The 19,382-nt window shown below is 70.7% G+C and carries 22 protein-coding genes and 1 pseudogene; 18 read left to right on the top strand and 5 right to left on the bottom strand.

What is annotated here, in order from left to right; translation table 11 throughout:
- Nucleotides 1–3: 3 nt before the first annotated feature.
- The 4 genes from NON19_RS06180 to NON19_RS06165 all read left to right on the top strand — a co-directional run bounded on the left by NON19_RS06180 (nt 4) and on the right by NON19_RS06165 (nt 3,329).
- Nucleotides 4–1,248 (top strand): glycoside hydrolase 5 family protein, encoded by a 1,245-nt coding sequence (locus NON19_RS06180; RefSeq protein WP_255925602.1) that lies wholly within the window; start codon nt 4–6, stop codon nt 1,246–1,248.
- Nucleotides 1,249–1,338: 90 nt separating this feature from the next.
- Nucleotides 1,339–1,557, top strand: coding sequence for a GH85 family endohexosaminidase C-terminal domain-containing protein (locus NON19_RS06175; protein ID WP_372514009.1), 219 nt, complete (start codon nt 1,339–1,341; stop codon nt 1,555–1,557).
- Between the two features lie 82 nt (nt 1,558–1,639).
- Nucleotides 1,640–2,842, top strand: coding sequence for a helix-turn-helix domain-containing protein (locus NON19_RS06170; RefSeq protein ID WP_255925601.1), 1,203 nt, complete (start codon nt 1,640–1,642; stop codon nt 2,840–2,842).
- Nucleotides 2,843–2,924: 82 nt separating this feature from the next.
- A complete protein-coding gene (locus tag NON19_RS06165) occupies nt 2,925–3,329 on the top strand; it encodes a recombinase family protein (protein ID WP_255925600.1) in 405 nt (134 codons plus the stop codon).
- 7 nt (nt 3,330–3,336) lie between these two features.
- On the opposite strand, the gene NON19_RS06160 is transcribed toward NON19_RS06165, so the two are convergent.
- On the bottom strand, nt 3,337–4,230 hold the full coding sequence (locus tag NON19_RS06160; RefSeq protein WP_255925599.1) for an LLM class F420-dependent oxidoreductase: 894 nt from the start codon (nt 4,228–4,230) through the stop codon (nt 3,337–3,339).
- 186 nt (nt 4,231–4,416) lie between these two features.
- Here NON19_RS06160 and NON19_RS06155 point away from each other — a divergent pair, with 186 nt between their 5' ends.
- The 9 genes from NON19_RS06155 to NON19_RS06115 all read left to right on the top strand — a co-directional run bounded on the left by NON19_RS06155 (nt 4,417) and on the right by NON19_RS06115 (nt 12,042).
- Nucleotides 4,417–5,997 (top strand): sialidase family protein, encoded by a 1,581-nt coding sequence (locus NON19_RS06155; RefSeq protein WP_255925598.1) that lies wholly within the window; start codon nt 4,417–4,419, stop codon nt 5,995–5,997.
- 87 nt (nt 5,998–6,084) lie between these two features.
- Entirely contained in the window at nt 6,085–7,092 is a 1,008-nt protein-coding gene (locus NON19_RS06150) for an enoyl-CoA hydratase/isomerase family protein (protein WP_255925597.1), read from the top strand.
- Nucleotides 7,093–7,213: 121 nt separating this feature from the next.
- Nucleotides 7,214–8,056, top strand: a complete 843-nt coding sequence (locus NON19_RS06145; RefSeq protein ID WP_255925596.1) for a helix-turn-helix domain-containing protein — start codon at nt 7,214–7,216, stop codon at nt 8,054–8,056.
- Between the two features lie 2 nt (nt 8,057–8,058).
- Nucleotides 8,059–8,244 carry a DUF397 domain-containing protein gene (locus NON19_RS06140; protein WP_255925595.1) on the top strand — a complete coding sequence of 62 codons (186 nt, stop codon included), beginning with the start codon at nt 8,059–8,061 and terminating at the stop codon, nt 8,242–8,244.
- 3 nt (nt 8,245–8,247) lie between these two features.
- Entirely contained in the window at nt 8,248–8,928 is a 681-nt protein-coding gene (locus NON19_RS06135) for a response regulator transcription factor (RefSeq protein WP_255925594.1), read from the top strand.
- A gap of 128 nt (nt 8,929–9,056) precedes the next feature.
- Entirely contained in the window at nt 9,057–10,493 is a 1,437-nt protein-coding gene (locus NON19_RS06130; RefSeq protein ID WP_255925593.1) for a sensor histidine kinase, read from the top strand.
- A 107-nt stretch (nt 10,494–10,600) separates the two neighbouring features.
- Entirely contained in the window at nt 10,601–11,041 is a 441-nt protein-coding gene (locus NON19_RS06125; protein WP_255925592.1) for a hypothetical protein, read from the top strand.
- Nucleotides 11,038–11,256 (top strand): hypothetical protein, encoded by a 219-nt coding sequence (locus NON19_RS06120; RefSeq protein WP_255925591.1) that lies wholly within the window; start codon nt 11,038–11,040, stop codon nt 11,254–11,256. The genes NON19_RS06125 and NON19_RS06120 overlap by 4 nt, the downstream gene beginning before the upstream one ends.
- A 327-nt stretch (nt 11,257–11,583) precedes the next feature.
- Entirely contained in the window at nt 11,584–12,042 is a 459-nt protein-coding gene (locus NON19_RS06115) for a hypothetical protein (protein WP_255925590.1), read from the top strand.
- Between the two features lie 45 nt (nt 12,043–12,087).
- Here the strand turns inward: NON19_RS06115 and NON19_RS33900 are convergent, their stop codons facing one another.
- The 3 genes and pseudogenes from NON19_RS33900 to NON19_RS06105 form a co-directional block, all read right to left on the bottom strand.
- On the bottom strand, nt 12,088–12,321 hold the full coding sequence (locus NON19_RS33900) for a GNAT family N-acetyltransferase (RefSeq protein WP_443729333.1): 234 nt from the start codon (nt 12,319–12,321) through the stop codon (nt 12,088–12,090).
- Between the two features lie 119 nt (nt 12,322–12,440).
- Nucleotides 12,441–12,623 (bottom strand): annotated as a pseudogene (locus tag NON19_RS33895) (GNAT family N-acetyltransferase); the annotation flags it as partial.
- A gap of 19 nt (nt 12,624–12,642) precedes the next feature.
- A complete protein-coding gene (locus tag NON19_RS06105) occupies nt 12,643–13,575 on the bottom strand; it encodes a LysR family transcriptional regulator (RefSeq protein ID WP_255925589.1) in 933 nt (310 codons plus the stop codon).
- Between the two features lie 96 nt (nt 13,576–13,671).
- On the opposite strand from NON19_RS06105, the gene NON19_RS06100 reads away from it, so the two are divergent.
- The 4 genes from NON19_RS06100 (at nt 13,672) to NON19_RS06085 (ending at nt 18,337) form a co-directional block, all read left to right on the top strand.
- The gene (locus tag NON19_RS06100) at nt 13,672–14,376 is read left to right on the top strand and encodes a succinate dehydrogenase cytochrome b subunit (protein WP_255925588.1); all 705 of its coding nucleotides are present in this window, start codon (nt 13,672–13,674) and stop codon (nt 14,374–14,376) included.
- Complete coding sequence (locus NON19_RS06095) at nt 14,376–16,358, top strand: fumarate reductase/succinate dehydrogenase flavoprotein subunit (RefSeq protein ID WP_255925675.1); 1,983 nt, start codon at nt 14,376–14,378, stop codon at nt 16,356–16,358. The genes NON19_RS06100 and NON19_RS06095 overlap by 1 nt, the downstream gene beginning before the upstream one ends.
- Nucleotides 16,355–17,101 (top strand): succinate dehydrogenase/fumarate reductase iron-sulfur subunit, encoded by a 747-nt coding sequence (locus NON19_RS06090; protein WP_255925587.1) that lies wholly within the window; start codon nt 16,355–16,357, stop codon nt 17,099–17,101. The genes NON19_RS06095 and NON19_RS06090 overlap by 4 nt, the downstream gene beginning before the upstream one ends.
- Nucleotides 17,102–17,452: 351 nt before the next feature.
- The gene (locus NON19_RS06085) at nt 17,453–18,337 is read left to right on the top strand and encodes an MBL fold metallo-hydrolase (RefSeq protein ID WP_308213657.1); all 885 of its coding nucleotides are present in this window, start codon (nt 17,453–17,455) and stop codon (nt 18,335–18,337) included.
- A gap of 105 nt (nt 18,338–18,442) precedes the next feature.
- On the opposite strand, the gene NON19_RS06080 is transcribed toward NON19_RS06085, so the two are convergent.
- Nucleotides 18,443–19,087, bottom strand: a complete 645-nt coding sequence (locus tag NON19_RS06080; protein ID WP_255925586.1) for a TetR family transcriptional regulator — start codon at nt 19,085–19,087, stop codon at nt 18,443–18,445.
- Between the two features lie 130 nt (nt 19,088–19,217).
- On the opposite strand from NON19_RS06080, the gene NON19_RS06075 reads away from it, so the two are divergent.
- Nucleotides 19,218–19,373: a hypothetical protein gene (locus NON19_RS06075; protein ID WP_255925585.1), complete on the top strand. Its 156-nt coding sequence runs from the start codon at nt 19,218–19,220 to the stop codon at nt 19,371–19,373.
- The last annotated feature ends 9 nt before the right edge of the window (nt 19,374–19,382 follow it).

The following is a 19,382-nucleotide window of genomic DNA, read 5'->3' as shown; positions in this document are numbered from 1 at the left end:
CGAATGGTCCGTTTCGGCGTGAACTACACCCCGACGGTCGGCTGGTTCCACCACTGGCTGGACTTCGACCTGGACGAGGTCCGCGCCGACCTCGACTCCATCGCGCGGCTGGACCTGGACCACATCCGGGTCTTCCCGGTGTGGCCGGTCTTCCAGCCCAACCGCACGCTGATCCGGCCGCGCGCCGTGGAGCAGTTGGTGCGGCTGGTCGACGCGGCGGCGGAACGAGGTCTCGACGTCAACGTCGACGGTCTGCAAGGACACTTGTCGAGCTTCGACTTCGTCCCGTCGTGGACCACCACCTGGCACCGCCGCAACCTGTTCACCGATCCGACAGTGGCAGATGCGCAGGCCGAGTACCTGCGGGCGCTGGCCGAGGCGCTCGCCGACCGGTCCAACTTCCTCGGCATGACCGTCGGAAACGAGATCGACCAGTTCTCGGCCGCGCCCCACCCCGACCCCGATCCGGTCACCCATCAGCAAGCGGCGCACTGGCTACGGCGGATGCTCGACGCCTGCGAGCGCGGCGCGCCGGGCCGTTGCCACCTGCACGCCAGCTACGACGCGGCCTGGTACCACGACGGCCATCCGTTCACCCCCGCGCACTCGGCCCGGCTGGGTGCGATGACCGCCGTGCACTCCTGGGTGTTCAACGGCACCGCGCAGCGGCACGGCGCCAGCGGCACCGCCACCGAGCAGCACGCCGCCTACCTGATCGAGTTGTCCAAGGCCTGGGCCGACCGCCCGGACCGCCCGGTGTGGCTGCAGGAGGTCGGCGCCCCCGCACCGCACATCCCGCCCGAGTGCGCCGCCACCTTCGCCGAGGCCACCGTCGCCAACGCGCTTGACTGCGCGGGAGTCTGGGGCGTGACGTGGTGGTGTTCGCACGACGTGGACCGGTCGCTGGCCGACTTCCCGGAGCTGGAGTACGGGCTCGGGCTGCTCACCAACGACCGCGAGGTCAAACCGGTGGGCCAGGCGGTCGCCCGGATCGCCCAGCGGTGGCGCGGCCGTGAGCACCGACCACCGCCGCGCCGCACCGCGCTGGTGCTCGACGTGGGCGACGCGTACGGCGCGCCCGCCCGGTCCGGTTGCGCACCGGGCGGCGGGTTCTTCGAGGCGTGGACGCGGCTGGCGGCGCAGGGGCTGCGCCCGGCCGTCGTACTGGCCGAACGCGCCACGGACGCCGGGTACTTGGCGTCCCGTGGCATCACCTCGTTGCGAACCATCCAGGGGGCACACCGATGACCGGGCAGCCAAGACGCCGCACCGTCCTGCTGAGCGCCGCCGCGGCCACCGCCGCGCTCACCGTGCCGCGGACCGGAGCCGCGGCTACGGCTGTCCTGGGGGCGGTCGCCCTGCCCCGTCCGGCACTACGAGGTGCACCAGCTACTCCCCGACGGCGGCCGCAGATTCCTCGGCGGCACATGCCAACTCGCCGCGTACGGCCCCGAACTGCGCCGCGCGCCGGGAGAGTCGGCAACCCGCCTCGAAGTCCGCGCGGTCAACGAGCTGTTCACCGCCTCCGCGCCCGCCAGCACGGAATTGATCTGGTAGAGGAGCCCCGGCGAGAGAGGCGATCCCCGCATGGCCGATTGGGGGTACCGTTCCGGTTGTCGAGGCCAGGACGGAGTTCGGTATGCCGGATGCCCTGAATGATCGGGCGGGGATTGGTCGGCGCATCGCGCAGGCCCGCAAGACACGAGGGCTGACGCAAACAGAGCTGGCCCGGCGCATCCCCTGCTCGAAATCCCTCATCGCCCAAGTCGAACGAGGCCACAAGCCAGCCAGCCCGTCACTCACCGCCGGTGCCGCCCGCGCCCTCGGCATCCGGGTGGAGCAACTCACCGCGCAGCCGTACGACGACGCTCGACAGGGCCGTGTGCTCGCCGCCATCCCGCACATCCGACGATCCCTGCTCTCCTGGGACCTTCCCGATGAGGACTTGCCCGCTCGCCCGCCCAACGACCTCGCCACAGACGTGGCCAGGGCATCGCTGCTCGGCCGCAAAGCCCGCTACGCGCAGCTTGGGCAGATGCTGCCCGCACTCCTCGACGAGCTGTGCACCGCCTGCCACGCCGTTGACGGTCGCGAGCAGCAGCACCTGTTCGGCCTGCTATCCGAGGCGTACACCGGAGTCACCGCAATCGCCTACGCACTGGGGGAGTTCGACCTGCGGTCACTAGGCATGGACCGGGTGCAATGGGCCGCACAGCAGTCGGGGGATCCGCTGCGCGTGGCCCGCACCCAATGGCAGCGGTCCACGCTGTTCATGCAGGCCGCCGCCTACGACCGCGGCATGCGGCTGCTCGACCGGGTCCGCGGCGACCTCGGCGACGACATCGCCCGTATGGAACCGGCGATGCTCTCCGTGTACGGCGCGACGCATCTACGATCGGCCATTTTCGCGGCACGCGCCTCGAACGTCCAAGCCGCCTGGGACCACGTTTCCGCTGCGCGTGATACGGCTCGGGTACTGGGCGGCGACGCCAATCACTACGGGCTGGAGTTCGGACCGACGAACGTCGACATCCACGCCCTGGGAGTCGCGGTCGAGCTGTACGACGGGCCACGGATCGCCCGCCTGGCAGAGTCAACGAGGCTTCCGGCTGGGATTGCGCCGGTACGGGCCGGGCGCTGGTACATGGACCTGGCCAAGGGCTGGTTGGACTACGGCCAGCGCGACAAGGCCGTCGAGGCCGTTGCGGCGGCCCGGAAGGTATCGCCGGAGCAGGCTCGCAACCATCCGCAGGTACGTGAAACAGTGCGGACACTGATCGAGCTGGAGAAGTACCGGAAAGACTCCTTGGTCGGGCTGGCCCACTGGTTGGGCATCACCTGATGTTTCACAGCTTGTGAAACTCGACGCGCTCCAAGACGAGCAGTCTGTGTGCGGACGACCACACACCGCCACTGGAGTCCCTTTGATCTACCAACAGGTCCCTCTCGCGTTCATTTATGACCGCTGCGCAACGAAGAGCACGGCCGAACTGGAGCGCCGTCTGGAAGCGTGTGGCGAGTACGTCACCGCGCACGGCTGGGGATTCGGCGGGTGGTGGCGCGACAACGGCGACTACGCCCTCACGAACGACCGCCGACCCGCTTTCGACACTCTCCTTCGGACAATGCGGGCCGCGGGGAACGATCCGCGGGTGTGCCTGGTCTACGACTGGGATCGCCTCAGCCGGGACACGCGGGTCCGCAGGGTGATGACACGCCGCGTGCTTCTGCTCGGCGGCTGGGTGGAGACCTGCCGGGGCGAGAAGCGCACCCCGGACGGCAAACACGTCCCGCCGGGGTATCTGACCTCAGCTCCCGTCATCCCCTGAACGCCCCCTACGCCAAGGACCGCCCCGCGGGAATCATCCTGCTGACCCGGGCGACGAGTTCCGCGAGCCGTTCCATGGCTCGCGGGTCGTGGATGTCGGGCAGGCTGAGGATGACGTGTTCGATACCGTGTGCCGCCAACTCCTCGCAGCGGTCGGCGCATTGGTCCACGGATCCGCCGGGGCCGGTCAGCGGCAGGCGCGCGACCACGGTCTTCTCGATCTCCTCGTAGGGCCGTTCCTCGCGTTCGCAGTGCTCGCGCAGCACGGTCAGCTTGTGCGGGATCTCGGGCGTGTCGAACAGGTTGCAGGCGTCGGCGTACTTCGCCACCAGCCGTAGTGTCTTGCGCTCGCCCGAGCCGCCCACCAGGATCGGCGGACGCGGAGCGGTCAGCGGCGCGGGCGAGATGAGTGGGCGCCGCAGTGCGTAGTGGCGCCCCTCGAACGGCCGCGGCTGCGCCGACCAGGCGTGCCGCACGAGCCGCAGCGTCTCCTCCAGCCGCTCGAACCGCTCGGCGACGGGCGGAAACGGAATGCCCAGCCCGGCCGCCTCCGCGTCGTACCACCCCGCACCGACGCCCAACCAGGCGCGGCCACCGGAGAGTACGTCCAGCGTGGTCACCGTCTTCAGCAGCACACCGGGATACCGGTGGACGGCGGCGGTCACCAGCGTGCCGAGGCGGATCCGCCGGGTGTGCGCGGCGGCGAACGCCAGCGCCGAGTACCCCTCCAGCATCGGCTCGTCCTCGGCGCCGTTCATCGGGATCTGCCAGAAGTGGTCCATCACCCACAGGCTCGCCAGCCCCGCCTCGTCGGCGTCGCGGGCGACGCGCCCCAGGGTCGGGCCGATCGCCTCCGGTCCGCCGGGCCAGGTGAACGATGTCACCGTCAAACCGATACGCACGATTCCTCCCGTCATGACGTGTTGTGCCAACAATGCCGTGATTGCCGACCCATGGTCACGCCTGAGCGAGCTCGCGTCGCGCGGGAAACCGCACAAGTGCCATTGGACAGTTGTCATGTTCGAGTAAGCTCTGCGCGATTCACGTGTGTCACCGCCGTACCACTCAAGGGTTCCAGGGGGTTCCTCATGCGTGTAAGAGCTCGCACCACCGTCGCCGCGGCGGCGCTGCTGTTCGCCGCGGCGGCCGGTACCGCCCACGCGGGTCCGGCCAGCTCCGCTCCCGCCGGGAGCGACGGTCAGCCCGTCTCCCTCGCCTCACCGGGAGACCCGTACGCCAACTGCAACATCAAGGGCGACGGTTCGGCCACCAACTGGCCGTCCAGTGAGGTCGAGCCGTACATATCCGTCGACCCGCACCACCCGCACCATGTGATCGGCGTCTTCCAGCAGGACCGCTGGGCCGATGGCGGCGCCCGCGGACTGACCGCCACCTACAGCACCGACGGCACCCACTTCACCGAATCTCCCCTGCCGTTCAGCCACTGCGCGCCCGGCGGTGTGCCGTACCAGCGGGCGTCCGACGCCTGGATCAGCGTCGGCCCGGACGGCACGGCGTACTCCAGCGGCCTGGTCTTCGACGCCACCGACGCCCGCAACGGCGTTGCCGCGGCCACCTCGTACGACGGCGGCCGTACCTGGCGCAACACCACCCAGCTCATCGCGGACAACGACCCAGCCATCGGCGACGACAAGAACTCGGTCACCGCCGACCCGGTGCACCCGGGCACCGCCTACCAGGTCTGGGACCGGATCGACCAGGTCACCACGGGCGCGCACCCGCACTTCGACGGCCCGGCGTACATCTCGATCACCCATGACCACGGCCGCACCTGGTCCACGGCACAGCCGTTCGTGAACACGGCCGCCGTCCCCAACACCCAGACGATCGGCAACGTCGTCGTCGTCAACCCACGCACCGGGACGCTGTACGACTTCTTCGACTCGATCACGTACTCGGACTACAACGCGACCACGCCCACCGACGCGCACTTCGCGGTCGTCACCTCCACCGACCAGGGCCGCACCTGGAGCCAGCCGGTCAAGGTCGCCACCGACACCTCCGTTCCCGAGGTCGACCCCAACGCGCCGACGGACCCGGCCAAGGCACTGCGGGCGGGCGGCGGGCTCCCGGCGGCCGCGATCGATCCGCACTCCGGTGAGTTGTACGTGGCCTACGAGGGCTCGGAGTTCACCGGTGGACAGTACGACGCCATCCAACTCGTGCACTCCACCGACGGTGGCCGCACCTGGTCCGGACCGGCCCGCGTCAACCAGGCGCCGGGAGCGCCCGCGTTCACCCCGTCGATCACCGTCGACAGCCACGGCACCGTCGCCCTGACCTACTACGACCTTCGCTATCTCACCCCGGGCAACACCACGACCCTGCCCGCGGCCGCCTGGCTGGTGACTCTGCCGGGTGGCAACCCCGACTACCCCACCGAGCGCCGGATATCCCCGGTCTTCGACTGGCTGCAGGCCCCGAACGCGGGCGGCCACTTCCTCGGTGACTACGAGGGCATCACCAGCGCGGGCAGCCAGGTCCGTCCCATCCTGGTGGAAACCAACGACAACGCTCCGCTGGACAGTACGGACGCCTACAGCGGCGCCTTCAACGCCGCGGTGATCGGCTCCGGCACGGTTCACTCGGCCGCCGTGCCGAGGGCGGTCGCCCCACGCCCGGCCGCGCGGCCGGTGCTTCGGCGGTAGCGCACCGCCGGTTCCGTCGCGGTTCCGGGTGGGCCGTACAGTGATCCGCGTCCGCCCGGGCCCGCGACGAACAGGAGCAACCGCACCATGCACGCCCCCGTGAAGACGGCCGTCAGCGGCGGAGTCGGCTCGCTGGTCCTGGACCGGCCGAACGCCCTCAACGCACTTGACCTGCGGATGGTGCGGGAGCTGCGGACGGCACTGGAGGCGTGGCGGGCGGACGAGGCGGTGCGCGCGGTGGTGGTGCGCAGTGCCTCGCCCAAGGCGTTCTGCTCGGGCGGCGACATAAGGGCGGTGCGCGAGGCCGCGCTGCGCGGCGACGCCTCGGCGGTACGCGAGTACTTCGCGTCCGAGTACGGGCTCAACGCCGCTGTCGCCGAATACCCCAAGCCGTACGTGGCGTTGATCGACGGCTACGCGCTCGGCGGCGGCCTGGGGATCTCGGTGCACGGCGCGGTGCGGGTGGTGACGGAACGGGCCGGTCTGGCCATGCCGGAGACCGCCATCGGTTTCTTCCCCGACATCGGCGCCAGCTTCTTCCTGCCCCGGCTGCGCGGCCGGACCGGCTGGTACCTGGGGCTGACCGGGCGCCGGATCTCCGGCGCGGCGGCGGTCGAGTGCGGGCTGGCCACGCACTACGTGCACTCCGGCGATCTGGCCGCGCTGGAGCGGGAGTTGACCGCCACCGGCGGCGAGCGGCTCGCCGAGGTGCTGGGCCGCCATGCCGCGGTGCCGCCCGCTTCCGAACTCGCCGGGCACCGCGAGGCGATCGACCACTGCTTCGCCGCCGACAGCCTGAACGGGGTCTTCGAGCGGCTGACCGCCGACGGCGGCGACTGGGCGCGTCAGACGCTGGCCGAGTTGCGCAGCGCCTCGCCGTCCGCGCTGCATGTGACGTTCGAACTGCTGCGGCGCGGCGCGCGCCCCGCCGCCTCGCTGGCGGACTGCCTGGACCTGGAGCTGCGCACCGCCTGCCGGATGGCGGCCACCCGCGACTTCGCGGAGGGCGTGCGGGCGGCACTGGTCGACAAGGACCGCAGGCCGACCTGGGACCTGGCCCAACTGGACACCGTTCGCGGCTGGTTCGAACAGTAGCGGTCAGCGCTCGGGCGGCCCCGCACCCATGGTGTGACCTGGCGTAACTCACCGGCGGGGTCGGGCAGTTATCCGTGGTAACGCCTTTGCGTGAGGTGAAGCGCACGGAGAGTAGGACCACATGCCGCCCAGGAGCAACCCCACAGCGCGCCAGGTACGACTGGGCGCCGAAATGCGCAGGATGCGTGAACGCGCGGGCATCACGGCACGGGACGCCGCGGCCTTCCTCCATTCCAATCCAATCCAGATGAGTCATGTGGAGTCCGGCCGCAGCGGTATCAGCGAGGAACGCATCCGGCGGCTGGCCGACTACTACTCGTGCGAGAACCGGCGATACGTCGACGCACTGGTGGAAATGGCCAACGAGCGAGGCAAGGGTTGGTGGGAGGAGTACCGCGGCAGGCTCTGCGCGGTAGCGCTGGACCTCGCCGAGATGGAACACCACGCGGTGCACATGCGCGCACTGGAGGTCCTGCATATCCCCGGCCTCCTGCAAACCGAGGACCACATGCGGGCCGCTTTCTCGTATGTGAATCCGGGCCTAGCGCGGGAAAAACTGGACACCTGGGTGGAATTCCGCTCCCGCCGCAAGGCGGCGCTGGGCGGTTGCGTGTTCGGCGCCGTGATCCACGAGGCGGCGCTACGGCTGAAGGTGGGCGGGACCAAGGAGGCGCGCGCCCAGCTCAGATACCTCCTGGAGATGTCGCAGCGGGACGGCGTCTCGGTGCGGATCATCCCCTTCGACGCCGAGGGTTTCGCGGGCGCCGGGTACTCCATGCTCTACGTGGGCGGTCCGGTTTCACAGCTGGACACGGTACAGATGGACACTATGGACGGTTCAAGTTTCGTGGACGAGGAATCCCGGTTGCACAAGTACCGCACTCTGCTCGACCGGATCGAGAGTTCGGCCCTCACCCCCGAGGCCTCACGGGACTTCATTCGTCGCGTCGAAAGGGAGCTGTAGCCGTGGCCACCTCGATCAACTGGCAGAGATCCTCGTATTCCGCGGGCTCGGAGGGCAACACCTGTGTGGAGGTCGGCATCGTCGCCAACCGAATACACCTTCGGGAAAGCGACACGCCCAACGCCGTAGTCACCACCAATCGCAGGCATCTCTCCGCCTTCATACGGCTCATAAAGACGGGGAGTTGACCGATGGGCCGGGTACTCATCGTCGACGACGACGCCGCGATCCTGCGCTCGCTCGGCCGCGGACTGCGACTGAACGGTTACCGCGTCACCCTCGCGGACAGCGGGGAGGCCGCCCTGGAACAGCTGGCGGCGGCCCCGGCCGACGTGATCGTGCTGGACGTCTCCATGCCGGGCATCAGCGGCACCGAGGTGTGCCGCCGACTGCGCACCGCCGGAGACGACACGCCGGTGCTGATGCTCTCCGCGCTGGACGAGGTCAAGGACCGGGTGGCCGGGCTTCAGGCCGGGGCCGACGACTACCTCGTCAAACCGTTCGCGCTCCAGGAACTGCTGCTGCGGTTGCAGGCGCTGCTGCGCCGCCGCCCGCCGTCGCCCACCGAACCGCTGCGGGTCGGCGACCTGGTGCTCGATCCCGCCTCGCGCGAGGTGCGCTACCGGGGCGCGCCGATCCGGCTCACCCGGCGGGAGTTCGAGCTGCTGGAGGTGCTGGCGCGCAACGCGGGCGTGGTGCTCAGCCGGGACCAGCTGCTGGACCGGGTGTGGGGGTACGACTTCGACGTTCGCACCGATGCCGTGGACACGTTCGTCAGTTACCTGCGGCGGAAGCTGGAGGCACAAGGGCGCCCGCGGTTGGTGCACACGGTGCGCGGGGTGGGGTTCGTACTGCGGCGGGACCCCGCATGAGCGGCACGTCTGGGGAGGAAATGACAGCGGAGCGAAGCTCCACGTTTGAGGGTGGTGGTGGGCGCCGGGCAAACATCACAGCGGAGCGAAGCTCCACGTTTGAGGGTGGTGGTGGGCGACGGGCGGGAATGCGGCTGTCCACCCGGATCGCGATCGCGGTGGGTGTGACGGTGCCGCTGCTGGTGCTGGCGTCGGCGGCGCTGCTGCTGCGGCTGGTGACCGTCGACGCGCACGCCGCGCAGGACTCGCATCTGCGGGACCGGGCGGCCGTGGTGCTGCCGATGGCCCGCAACCTGATCAACGTCGACCGTGCCGGGCGCTACCGGCAGGAACGCAACCGTGAACACCGGCTGTTCGCCACCGCGTTGGACGTCGGCGTGCGGGTGGTGGCCGGGCCGGACGGCAGCACGGTCGCGGCGGGCGGCCCGCAGCCCGGTCCCGGCGTTCCGCTGCCCGCGGCGACCGCGAATCCGGTGACCGTGCGGGCGGACGGCAAGGCGTGGCGGGCGTTCCGGCTGCCGGTCACCGGGGAGCGGGCGGGGGACGCGCTGTGGGTGTTCTCCCCCGCGTCGGTGGTCAACAGCGGGGTGGACGCGGTGCGCGGCCGGATCCTGCTGACCGCGCTGATCGCGGCACCGTTCTCGGCGCTGCTGGCGCTGCTGATCGCCGGGCGGGCGACCCGCTCACTGCGCAGGTTGCAGCGGCAGGCCAGCGGGCTCGACCCGCGGGTGAGCGAGGCCCGCCTTGAGCACCGGCCGTCCCGGGTCACCGAGGTCGACGACCTGGCCCGCACCCTGCAGACGCTCCTGGCGCGCTACGACGAGCAGGCGGCCCGGACCGGCGAGGCGCTGGCGACCGCGAGGTCGTTCTCGGCGGCGGCCTCGCACGAGTTGCGCACCCCGCTGATGAGCATGCGGACCAATCTGGAGATCCTCTCCGACCATCCGGATCTCGACCCGGCGGAACGCGCCGAGGTGCTGGCGGACCTACGTGACGAACACGCCCGGTTGCAGGGGCTGTTGGTGACGTTGCGGGCGCTGGCACAGGGTGACCTGGTGGAGGCGGACGCGTTCACCACCGTGGACCTGGGCGAGTTGGTCGAGGCATCGGTCGCCGACGCGGCCCGCCGCCATCCCGAGGCGCGGATCACGGTACGGGCGGACGCCGCCCCCAGGCTGCGCGGCTGGGAGCCCGGTCTGCGGATGATCAACGACAACCTGCTCAACAACGCGGTGGTGCACGGCTCGCCCGACATCCAGGTGACGCTGCGGCGCGAGGGCGAGCACGCGGTACTGACGGTGGACGACGCCGGTCCCGGCATCCCGCCCGCATCGCGGGAGCGGGTCTTCCAGCGGTTCGAACGCGGCCCGGACAGCCCCGGCACCGGGCTCGGGCTGACCCTCGTCGCCCAGCAGGTCGACCTGCACCGCGGCACCGTGCGCGTCGTCGACCGCCCCGACGGCGAGCCGGGCAGCAGGTTCGAGGTGCGGCTGCCGTTGTCGGGGACATCGGAACTGCCCTCGCACCGCGACTGGTTGAGCGGTTCGGTGCGTTCCGGGGACTGACCGGCCCGGGCCACAAGGAAACCACAAGAACCGCTCCTACGGTCTGCGGTACGCGGCCCGGCCGTGGGCCGCGCCCCAACCGTCACCACGAAGTGGAGAGAGTCATCATGCAGCGTCGCAAGGCGACGGTGACCGCGACCGTCGCGGGACTCGTCCTCACCGGTTCACTGGCGGCCGTGGCCGTTCCCGCGTACGCGGACGGCAGCAGCCCCTCCCCCTCCGCCAGCGCCGCCCCGCAGGCCCACCCGAAGGGCCCGAAGACGGACGGCGCGCGGGCGCTGTGCCGCAGGGTGCCGAAGCTGGACCGCCGGATCGCCCGGGAGATCAAGCGGCTGGAGGCGGGGGTCGGCACGCCCGGCTCCATCGCGTTCCTTGAGCAGCGCGTGGACAACGCGAAGAAGGAGAACCACGCGGCGATCGCCAAGTACCTCGGCGACCGGCTCACCGCGCGTCAGGCCCTGCTGGTCAACCTCAAGCAGCGGCAGCAGGACCTGAAGGACGTCGCCACGTGGTGCAAGGCCAACCACAACGGCAAGACGAACGCATGAGCCGCCGACGCCTCGCACTGCTCGCGGCGGCGGCCGTTGCGGTACCGGTGCTGGCGGGGTGCGGGCACTCCGCCGGTGGTACGGCCAGCGGTACGCCGTCGGCCACGTCGACACCGGCTTCGACCTCCGCCGACCAGGTACAGCAGATGCAGCGGAAGGTCGATGCCGCCCAGAGTGCGGCGGACGCGGCGGACCGGGACGCCCAGAGCAACTGACCGCTCCGCCGGGGATACGGCGATTGGCGTGGACCGTCCGCGGCGTTGTTGTGGCTGGTCGCGCCCACGCGGCGGAGCCGCACATGAACACAGCCCGCGCCCCTTCAGGGCGTTGCCGAACCTGCTTAGCCCTTCCGGCGGATCGCCGCCAGCGTGCTGGGGCATGCCGCCTGACGTGCGCGAACACCCCCGAAGGTCCCGCGTTCGGGTGACGCGGGGCCTTCGGTTCGCGTCGCACACGGGGCGGGCGGGAGTTTGCATCCTGGTGAGCCGGTCGGGCCAACGCGGCGCATTCGGGCCGCGCCGTTCCGGCGCCGGGAGTGTGCCATGCCCTCTGGTCGAATCCTCACGGTCACGCTGGCCGCCGTTGCCGCGCTCGGTCTGACGGCTCCGGCCGCGCGGGCCAGTGTGAGCCCCGATCCGGTGAGTCCCGGGCAGCGGTTGCGGCTGACCGACGACGGCAGATGCGACATGTCGATGGGCGCCAAGGCGTCCTCGCCCTTGTTCGGCGAGGCGGACCTGGCCGCGGGCGCGGACCGCATGGTCGCGGGCGTCACCGCTGCCCCGACGGCCAGCCCCGGCACCTACGGGGTGACGATCCGCTGTGGCGCGGGCGGTACGCCCCTCACCGCCACAGTGCGGGTACGGGCGACGCCTTCGGCCGAGCCCTCCAAGGGCGCCCAAGCAGGCACCGGCACCCCCGGCGCGGGTGCCCCCCAACTTGCCTGCGGCACAGCACTGTTGGGCTTCGCACTGACCGCCCTACGACGCCGCCGCCACCGCTGAACGCCGGGTCGCGGCCGGGGTCGACACCGCCGGACCACGAAGGCGTCAGCCGTTCACGCGGGCGTGCGGGTGCATGTCGTGCCAGCCGTCGGCGTGCAACGTCGCGCTGCGTTTCGTTCCCTCCAGGGCGAAGCCCGCCTTCTGCGCCACCCGGCAGGAGGCCGTGTTCCGCACGCCGTGGGTGAGTTCCAAGCAGTGCAGGCCGAGGTCGTGGAAGGCCCATTCCGCGGCCCTGTTGGTGGCGTGCAGCGCCACCCCCGCACCGCGCGCGGCGGGCAGTAGACGTACTCCGCGGTGGCGTGCCGCGGGTCCATGTCGCCCAGTCCAACCGACCCCAGCACCGCGTCGTCCTCGGTACGGACGACGGCCCAGATCGCCGCCGCCTCCTCATGCCACCGCCGCGCGTACCGGGCGATCCGCTCCCGGGCCTCCTCGATGCCGCCCGCGGGCGGGCGGTTCCACTGCCGGATCGCCGGGTCCTGCCAGGCAGCGGCCAGCGCGGGGGCGTCCTCGGGCCGCCACGGCCGCAGCGTGAGCCCGGCATCGGCTACCCGCAGCACGGGCTGCGCGGCGCCACTCATCCGACCGGCGGGGACGCCGTCAGCCGCCCAGCAGCCGGGTGCTGGGCGGGAGGGTGCCTTCCCGGGAAGCCGAGAGCAAGTGCTCGGTGAGTACACCGCGCAACTCCCGTGCCGCGCGCGGTGGTTCGACGTCCTTGCGGTGCGCCACGGCGATCGTACGGTGCAGGCCAGGCGGGGCGAACGGGGTGATTCGCAGCCCCGAGCGGGCGGCGACCATGGAGGGGATCACGGCGAGGCCGAGCCCGGCTCGGACGAAGCCCAGTACCGCGTCCATCTCGCCGCCCTCGACGGTGAAGACCGGGTCGAACCCGGCCGCCCGGCACGCGGACGTGGTGAACTCCCGCAGGTCGTAGCCGCGCCGGAACATCACCAGCGGCTGGTCGCGCAGGTCCTCGATGCGGATCCGGCCGCGCCGGGCCGGGACGTCGGACGACGGCGCGCAGACCACGACCAGGTCCTCGCGCAGCAGTTCGGTCGCGGCCAGCGCGGGGGCCTGGCCGGGCAGCGGGGTGATGATCAGGGCGAGATCGAGTTCACCGGCCGCCAGCACCCGCACCAGATCCTGCGACCCGTCCTCGTGCACCACCAGCTCCACCCCGGGAAAGCGGTCGTGGAAGTCCCGCAGTACGTCCGGCACCAGGCTCGCGCACAGACTGGGGGTGGCCCCCAGCCGGACCCGCCCACGGCGTAGCTGGGCCACCTCCTGCACCTCCCGGCGTGCCGTCTCGGCGTCCGCGAGGATCCGCTGGGCGAGCGGAAGCAGCGCCTCCCCCGCGTCGGTGAGCGTGATGTGGCCGCGGGCGCGGTGGAACAGCTCGGCGCCCAGCTCCCGTTCCAGCGCCCGGATCTGCTGGGAGAGCGAGGGCTGTGCGACATGCACCCGGGCCGCCGCCCGGGTGAAGTGACGGGTCTCGGCGACGGCCGCGAAGTACTGGAGCTGATGCAGCTGCACGGTCGCCACGATACCCGGGACGATAGGCAGCAGCTATCAAATCGAGCCGATCCATGTCTTGGACCGATGTACCCCGCACTCCCTACCGTCTGTGTCATGGCACTGGCGACGCGGACGGTACGCAGGCCGTCCCCCTTGGCAACCCTGTGGCGCTCGACGGTCGGCAAGAAGACCGTCATGGCCGTCACCGGCGTGATCATGCTGCTGTTCCTGGTCGTGCACATGCTGGGGAACCTGAAGATCTTCTTCGGCTCGACGGACTTCAACGGCTACGCGCACTGGCTGCGCACCATCGGTGAGCCCGCGCTGCACTACAGCTGGTTCCTGTGGATCACGCGGGTGGTGCTGGCCGCCTCGGTGGCGCTGCACGCCGTGTCCGCGTACCAGCTCAGCCGCCGTGATCTGGCCGCCCGCCCCACGGCGTACGCGCACCGGCGACCGCGGGCCAGCTACGCGACCCGCACCATGCGGTGGGGCGGGGTGATCCTCGGCTTGTTCATCGTCTGGCACCTGCTGGACCTGACCACGTTGACGGTCAACCCGCGCGGGGAGGCGGGCCATCCGTACCAGAACGTGGTGGCCGACTTCCGCAACTGGTACGCCGACGTGGTCTACATCGTCGCCATGCTGGCCCTCGGACTGCACGTCCGGCATGGCTTCTGGAGCGCGGCGCAGACCCTCGGCGCCAACAACGCGCGCCGTGACAGCGCGCTGAAGTTCACCGCCAACGCGCTGGCCCTCGTCCTGACCGCGGGATTCATCGCGGTGCCCGTCTCGGTGATGACCGGAGTGGTGAGCTGATCATGAGTTACGTCGACTACACCGTGGGCGAGCCGATCGCCGACACCAAGTGCCCGGCCGGGCCGATCGAGGAGCGCTGGGACCGCCGACGCTTCACCGCGAAGCTGGTCAACCCGGCCAACCGCCGCAAGTACACCGTGATCGTGGTCGGCACCGGTCTGGCGGGCGGCTCCGCGGGCGCCACCCTGGCCGAACAGGGCTACCACGTGGTCCAGTTCTGCTACCAGGACTCTCCGCGCCGCGCACACTCGATCGCCGCCCAGGGCGGCATCAACGCGGCCAAGAACTACCGCAACGACGGTGACTCCATCCACCGGCTGTTCTACGACACCGTCAAGGGCGGCGACTTCCGCGCCCGCGAGTCCAACGTCCGCCGCCTGGCGCAGGTCTCGGTGGAGATCATCGACCAGTGCGTGGCGCAGGGCGTGCCGTTCGCCCGCGAGTACGGCGGGCTGCTGGACACCCGCTCGTTCGGCGGTGTGCAGGTATCGCGTACCTTCTACGCCCGCGGCCAGACCGGCCAGCAGCTACTGCTCGGCGCCTACCAGGCGCTGTCCCGGCAGATCGCGGCGGGGAACGTGGAGATGCACGCCCGCACCGAGATGCTGGACCTGATCGTGATCGACGGCCGGGCGCGCGGCATCGTCGCCCGTGATCTGGTCACCGGTGAGATCTCCACGTACTTCGGGGACGCCGTGGTGCTGGCCACGGGCGGCTACGGGAACGTCTTCTACCTGTCGACCAACGCCAAGAACTCCAACGCGACGGCCATCTGGCGGGCGCACCGGCGCGGCGCGTACTTCGCCAACCCGTGCTTCACCCAGATCCACCCCACCTGCATTCCGCGCTCCGGCGACCACCAGTCGAAGCTGACGCTGATGAGCGAGTCGCTGCGCAACGACGGCCGGATCTGGGTGCCCAAGGCGAAGGGGGATAACCGCCCGCCGGACCGCATCCCGGAGCAGGAGCGCGACTACTACCTGGAGCGGATCTACCCCTCGTTCGGCAACCTGGTGCCGCGCGACATCGCCTCGCGGGCCGCGAAGAACGTCTGCGACGAGGGACGCGGCGTGGGTCCCGGCGGGCAGGGCGTCTACCTGGACTTCGCCGACGCGGTAGCGCGGATGGGGCGGGACAAGGTCGCCGAGAAGTACGGAAACCTCTTCGAGATGTACCAGCGCATCACGGCGGAGAACCCGTACGAGGTGCCGATGCGCATCTATCCGGCGATCCACTACACCATGGGCGGACTGTGGGTCGACTACGACCTGCAGACCACGATCCCCGGCCTGTTCGCCATCGGGGAGGCCAACTTCTCCGACCACGGCGCCAACCGGCTGGGGGCCAGCGCGCTGATGCAGGGGCTCGCCGACGGCTACTTCGTGCTGCCGTCCACCATCAACGACTACCTGGCGCGCCACCCGCACGACACCGTCGACCCCCGACACCCGTGCGTCACCGAGGCGGTTGCGGACGTCAGGGTACGTCTGGACAAGCTGCTGTCGGTCAACGGTGACCGCACCCCCGACTCCTTCCACCGCGAACTGGGCGAACTGCTGTGGGACAACTGCGGGATGGCGCGCAACGACGCCGGACTGCGCAAGGCACTTGAGCGCATCCCCGAGCTGCGCGAGGAGTTCTGGCGCCGGGTGAAGGTGCCGGGCAGCGGCAGCGAGCTCAACCAGTCGCTGGAGAAGGCCAACCGGATCTCCGACTACTTCGAGCTGGCCGAGCTGATGTGCCTGGACGCCCTGCACCGCGAGGAGTCCTGCGGCGGCCACTTCCGCGAGGAGAGCCAGACCCCGCAGGGCGAAGCGGCACGCGACGACGACCGGTTCGCCTACGCGGCGGCATGGGAATGGCGGGGCGAGGGGGGTCGTCCCCCGGAGGAGCACGGCGGCGGCACCGGCGTGGCGCCCGTGCTGCACAAGGAGCAGTTGGTCTTCGAGTACGTCCACCCCACCCAGCGGAGTTACGCATGAGGCTCACCCTGCGCATCTGGCGGCAGCGCGGACCGGAACGGCCCGGCGCCATGACCACGTACGAGGTCGACGGCATCAGCGAGGACATGTCGTTCCTGGAGATGCTCGACACGCTCAACGAGCGGCTGATCCTCGAAGGAGACGAGCCCGTTGCCTTCGACCACGACTGCCGGGAGGGCATCTGCGGCGCGTGCGGGATGGTGATCAACGGGCAGGCGCACGGCCCTGAGCGGACCACCACCTGCCAGTTGCACATGCGGCACTTCGCCGACGGCGACACGATCGATGTCGAGCCCTGGCGGGCGGCGGCGTTTCCGGTGGTGAAGGACCTCGTCGTCGACCGGTCGGCGTTCGACCGGATCATCGGGTCCGGTGGCTATGTCACCGCGCCGACCGGCAGCGCGCCGGAGGCACACGCCACACCGGTACCGAAGCCTGTCGCCGACACGGCGTTCGAGCACGCCGAGTGCATCGGCTGCGGCGCTTGTGTGGCGGCTTGTCCCAACGGGTCGGCGATGCTGTTCACTTCGGCGAAGGTGGTGCACCTGAACGTGCTGCCGCAGGGGGCGCCGGAGCGGGAGTCCCGGGTGCTGGACATGGTGGCGGCCATGGACGGCGAAGGGTTCGGCGGCTGTACGAATACCGGCGAGTGCGCGCTGGCTTGCCCGAAGGGGGTACCCCTTCAGGCCATCGCCACGATGAACCGCGAGTTCCTGCGGGCCACCCGCAAGGGGGCACGGTAACGCCTCCGGCGGGGCCGGTTCGTGGGTGCTGTGGGTTCGGCACCGCCGGGCTCCAACGCCGTGGTCACTCGCCGCCGCGGCGGGAGTTCCCGGCCGTACTGGACCGACTGGCCTCCGCCCAGGGCGAGTTGATGGGCCAGCAGCCCGCCGACGCCCCGATGGCCCTGCTGGCGCAGACGGGCAGTCGGCTCGGCGGCCTGGTGGCCTGGTGGCCTGCGGAGTGCTCAGCACGTACCGCTGGTGTCTCGGCCTGGCCCTGCTCGCCGCCTGGCTCACCGTCCGCAGGCCGCTGCGTGCCCTGGGCCCTCCAGGCACGCGGTTACCTGGACGCCAGGTCCTAGACTCCCTGGGATGATCCAGTCACCGGAAGGCATGGGAATGGCGGACGAAGCGGCGCTGGTCGAGCTGGCCGACGGCGTACTGGCCTACGTACAGCCGCGCGGTGGCTGGTGCGTCAGCAATGCGGGAGTGCTGGTCGGCCGGGACGCGGTCACCCTGGTCGACTGCACCGCCACCGAGCGCAGCGCGCTGCGGCTGCGTTCCGCGATCGCCGAGCGCACCCCTGCCCCGGTCGGCACCCTGGTGCTCACCCACCACCACGGCGACCACCACTACGGGGCCGGGGTGTTCGGCCCGGGCCTGACGGTCGCCGCGCATGAGCGCACCCGGGAGACGATGCTGCGGGAGGGGATGAACCTGCCGTCGATCTGGCCCGACGTGCAGTGGGGCGACGTACACCTGGTACCGCCGCAGCTGACCTTCACCGACCGGCTGGCGCTGCATGTGGACGAGCTGCGGGTCGAGTTGGTCCCCGTCGGTCCGGCGCACACCACCGGGGACGTGGTGGTGTGGCTGCCCGAGCAGCGGGTGCTGTTCACCGGGGACCTCACGTTCTCCCAGGGCACGCCGTTTTGCGTACAGGGGTCGCTGGACGGGACGCTGGAAGTGCTGGCGCGGCTGCGGGAGTTGGACGCCCGGGTGGTGGTCAGCGGGCACGGTCCGGTCTGCGGCCCGGAGGTGCTGGAAGCCAACGCGGAGTACCTGCGCTGGGTGCGCGAGGTGGCCGCGGAGGGGTTCGCGGCCGGACGGGAGCCGCTGGAGGTGGCGCGGGCACCGAACTCGGCGCTTTCGCCGGGCTGTTGGAGCCCGAGCGGCTGGTGGCCAACATTTACCGCGCCTACGCGGAGCTGCGCGGCGAGCCGCGCGGCGTCGAACTGCCGCTGCCGCCGATCCTGAAGGACATGATCGCCTTCAACGGCGGTCGGCCACCGCTGTGTCTGGCGTAGCCGAGGGGGCCACGTCCGCGGCTCGCCTTGGGGGGTCGCTCGGCGCCGCCGGGTCTCAGTCGTCCAGCCAGTGGCTGCGGCCCAGCCGGATCAGCCGCAGCTGCCTGCGGGCGATGTTGGCGATCTCCTCCTCGGAGCCGGGGTCTTCGGGCGAGACGTCCAGGAAGGCGATGGCGATCATCACCATGTGGTCGACGTAGAGGTCGGCGAGCATCCGGATGTCCTGCGGGCTCCAGCCCTCGGACTCCGGCTGCGCGGCGAGGTCGCTGGCCAGTTCCTCGGCGAACAGCCGGAGTTCGTCGGCGATCGCCTCGCGCACCGGCTGTACGCCGCCGTAGCGCTCGCGGGCGATGAAGCGGAAGTGCGGGCGGTGTTCGCGTACGTAGCGGGCGATCACCTCGACGGTGCCGTCTATGACCTCGTCGGCCTTGGCCTGCTCGCCGCGGATGGCCCGCACCATCTCGCGCAGCGAGCCGAAGGACTCCTCGACCAGTGCGACGCCGAGGTCGCTCATGTCGCGGAAGTGCCGGTAGAACCCGGCGGGCGCGACGCCGACCTCACGGGTCAGCTCGCGCAGCCCGAGGCTGCTGAGGCTCTGGTGTTCCAGCAGCCGCAACCCCGCGTCCAGCAGCGCCTGCCGGGTGCGCAGTTTCTGGGCCTGTCTGGCGCCCAGGGGCCTGTCTCCGAGAATGTGACTCACATCATCCAGTAAACAGTCGTTCGCCGATTTTCGCCAGGCTAGAGTGGAGGTGTCAGTGAACAACTGTCATCCCAACTGTTCACTGACTGTTCGGTTCACCGAAGCCCACGTCATACGGAGAAGGCCCACCATGGCTCTCGCCCTGATCATCATCGCCCTCGGAACACTGTTCGGTGCGGCGGCCTACGCACCGGCCCCGGTGTTCATCGGCGCCGCCGCGCTGATCGGCGGCTGGCTGCTGGTGTTCTACGTCCGTGAGCGCCTCACCCGCGCCCGCAACCACTGACAACTTCCC

Source organism: Streptantibioticus rubrisoli, from assembly GCF_024436055.1.
Lineage (GTDB): Bacteria > Actinomycetota > Actinomycetes > Streptomycetales > Streptomycetaceae > Streptantibioticus_A > Streptantibioticus_A rubrisoli.
The sequence above is the reverse complement of the archived record's forward strand: the minus strand, read 5'-3'. Positions and strand labels throughout refer to the sequence as shown.